The 2,576-nt window shown below is 35.9% G+C and carries 3 protein-coding genes; all 3 read left to right on the top strand.

Going from position 1 to position 2,576, the window contains the following annotated elements; genetic code table 11:
* On the top strand, positions 1–721 hold a 721-nt coding region (locus ACYC56_RS15030; protein ID WP_461374981.1), incomplete at its 5' end, for a tyrosine-type recombinase/integrase.
* 15 nt (positions 722–736) lie between these two features.
* Positions 737–979, top strand: coding sequence for a hypothetical protein (locus tag ACYC56_RS15025; RefSeq protein ID WP_461374980.1), 243 nt, complete (start codon positions 737–739; stop codon positions 977–979).
* A gap of 513 nt (positions 980–1,492) precedes the next feature.
* Positions 1,493–2,576 (top strand): PriCT-2 domain-containing protein (locus tag ACYC56_RS15020; RefSeq protein WP_461374979.1); only part of this gene is annotated, 1,084 nt, incomplete at its 3' end.

Raw genomic sequence — 2,576 nt, 5'->3', positions numbered from 1 at the left:
TAGGCACAAAGAAAATGATGTTGTTAGAGATGTCGTGGTGATTGGATTTTATACGGGGATGAGGTTGAATGAGATTGTAAATCTGAAATGGAAGAATGTTGATTTGAATAACAAGATTATAACTGTCGGAGATGAGGAGTTTACGACGAAGGGAAAAGAACAAAGATTTATTCCGATTTGTGATGAAGCGATGGAGGTTTTCAAGAGGAGAAGTGGAATAATGGAGTTTTGGAATAATGGAAGAGGAAAGAAGGAAAAGGAAAATCCAATCTGTCAAGCGGACGTGCAGGTAACGCCGGAAGGTGGGCCGGCTCGTATTCTCCCCTTGATGCAAAGGGAAACATTAATCGGATATGTTTTTTGTAAGGGTAAGGGAGTGAGGTTCACCGGGGATTATTTTTCCAAAAGATTCAAAAGTGCGTGCATTAAAGCCGGAATAGACAAATCAATCCATTTTCATTCATTAAGGCATTCGTTCGCATCCAATCTTGTACAGAAGGGCGTTTCACTTTATAAGATAAAGGAGCTGCTCGGGCACTCTTCTATTTCTACAACGGAGATCTATTCTCATCTGAATTTGGATTCATTGAGGGATGCTATAAAAACACTTGATGATTCGCCGGAACATTTAGCTATGATCTCAACAACCGGTAATAGAGAATTTATTTCTTCAGAAAGAAATTCTTTATCAAGCTTGCGGATATTTTCGTTAAAGGGATAATAAACGGAGGATATCATGACTTACTTATGGCAGGAGGAAAGAGGGAAACAATATTATAAAGTTCAAACGGACGAAAAGGAAGTCGCAAATAAGATGAAAAGAAGAAATGGTTTTCGTTTATGTGGATATGCTGTGAATGATAATCTATGGATTTTTACATGTCAGTTTGCCCGCCCGGATATAGCGAAGAAAACTCTAAAATCAATAACGGGGAAAAAGGTGAAAATCGATTCTGAGGGGGAGTTTATTTATGAGTGAGGGGAAATATAGGGTAGATAAGAAAATCGAAGTGTTGAGAGGAAAAAGCGGTGTAAAACCTACGCTATTTCGTAAGGTTTTTTAGGGGTGGGTTTATTAAAAGACTGTCATTAGTCATTTGAAAGAATAAAGGTAAAGAAATGATATTAATATTATTAATGTTTCACTGGGTTTTTTCCTTAATGGAAAAGTATTTTCGCTTTTTAGCGGGGCTAGCTTTAAATCAAGACTTACTTTTTTTTATATGTACTTTTGTCTTGATACAAAAGTACCAAAAGATCAAGACTGCAAATAAATCACTAAAATTTTACTCCATTACGCTACGAAAAATAAACTCGCTTCGCTCAGACAATATTTTTCGTTTGACGCTTCATTACGTAAAATTTTTTAACGTGATTTATTTGAGGTCAACATAGAAACAGCTAAGCAAAGGCAATTCTTTTAATGTGCGAAAGAAGATATACGGAAAATATAAAAACAGATCTATAAAATTATTTTGAAGGGAAAGTAGCAATGAAATTTATTGAGTTAGCTAAGGTTTATAATTCGAAATTCGGATTTAATGTTTTGCCTGTCCGGGGTAAGAGACCTACTATAGCCTGGGAAAATTGGCAATTGATAGAACAAAATGTGAATGACATTGAAGACCTGGGATGGAATGAAAAAATTATTAAAATGTTTTCTAAGCGTTTGGGATTAGGAGTGAATTATAATTGGATTGTAAAAAGTGGGAGCGGCACCGGATTTCATATTTGGGTAAAGGTTAGAGACAGTGAAACTTTAAGCAAAAGATTAAATGGTCCTAAAAGTGTTTATCGATTAAACCTTAAAGAGGAAGGGTTATGCGATCATATAGAATTAAGATGGAGCAGCTCGCAAACTATTCTTCCCTATTCAAAGCATGACAGCGGAAAGATGTATTCATTTTTTTATGAGGATCCAAAGGAAGCGCCAAAAGAGGTTGATGCGGAAATTCTTCTGGAATGTTTAGAAGAGTTTTGCGATTTGCAAAAAGAGAATGAGGTTCTTGCAGTTGGAAAAAGGACTTTTGAGCCGGCTGGTTTTGATCAAGAAAAATTAGATAGTGCAATTGAGTTTTTAGGTACCGGTCTTCCATGTAATTGTTATGAGGAGTGGTACCGACTGGGGTTTGGGTTGGTGACTATAGGTGAGGAAGGAAGAAAATATTTTTTGAAGTTAAGTCTTAGTAATCCAAACTATCACGATAGTGAGTTTGCAATAAATAAGAAGTTTGATGATCTCTTAAAGAAATATGACGGGAGAATTACGCTCGGCTCTGTTTATCATATTGCAGAGAAGTACGGTTGGCAAAAGCCTTTTGTTAAATTCTGGTATATCGAAAATGATAAGACAAAGATTTCTAAACAGAACTTCAAGCGGTTTCTTGAAGAGAATGGTTTTTGCAAGCTGCAATTAGAGCATGGATATATTCTGCTGAAGGTGAGTAAAAATATTGTCCGGGAAGTTGAGATATTTAATATAAAAGATTTTGTGATTGATTATTTGAAGCGCGTGGATGATGAATATTTTAGTGATTCGCCGAAGGCGAAAGTAATTGATGCGGTTATTAAGGGAG

The organism is Candidatus Aquicultor sp., from assembly GCF_054640775.1.
This window is presented reverse-complemented; position numbering and strand designations above follow the sequence as displayed.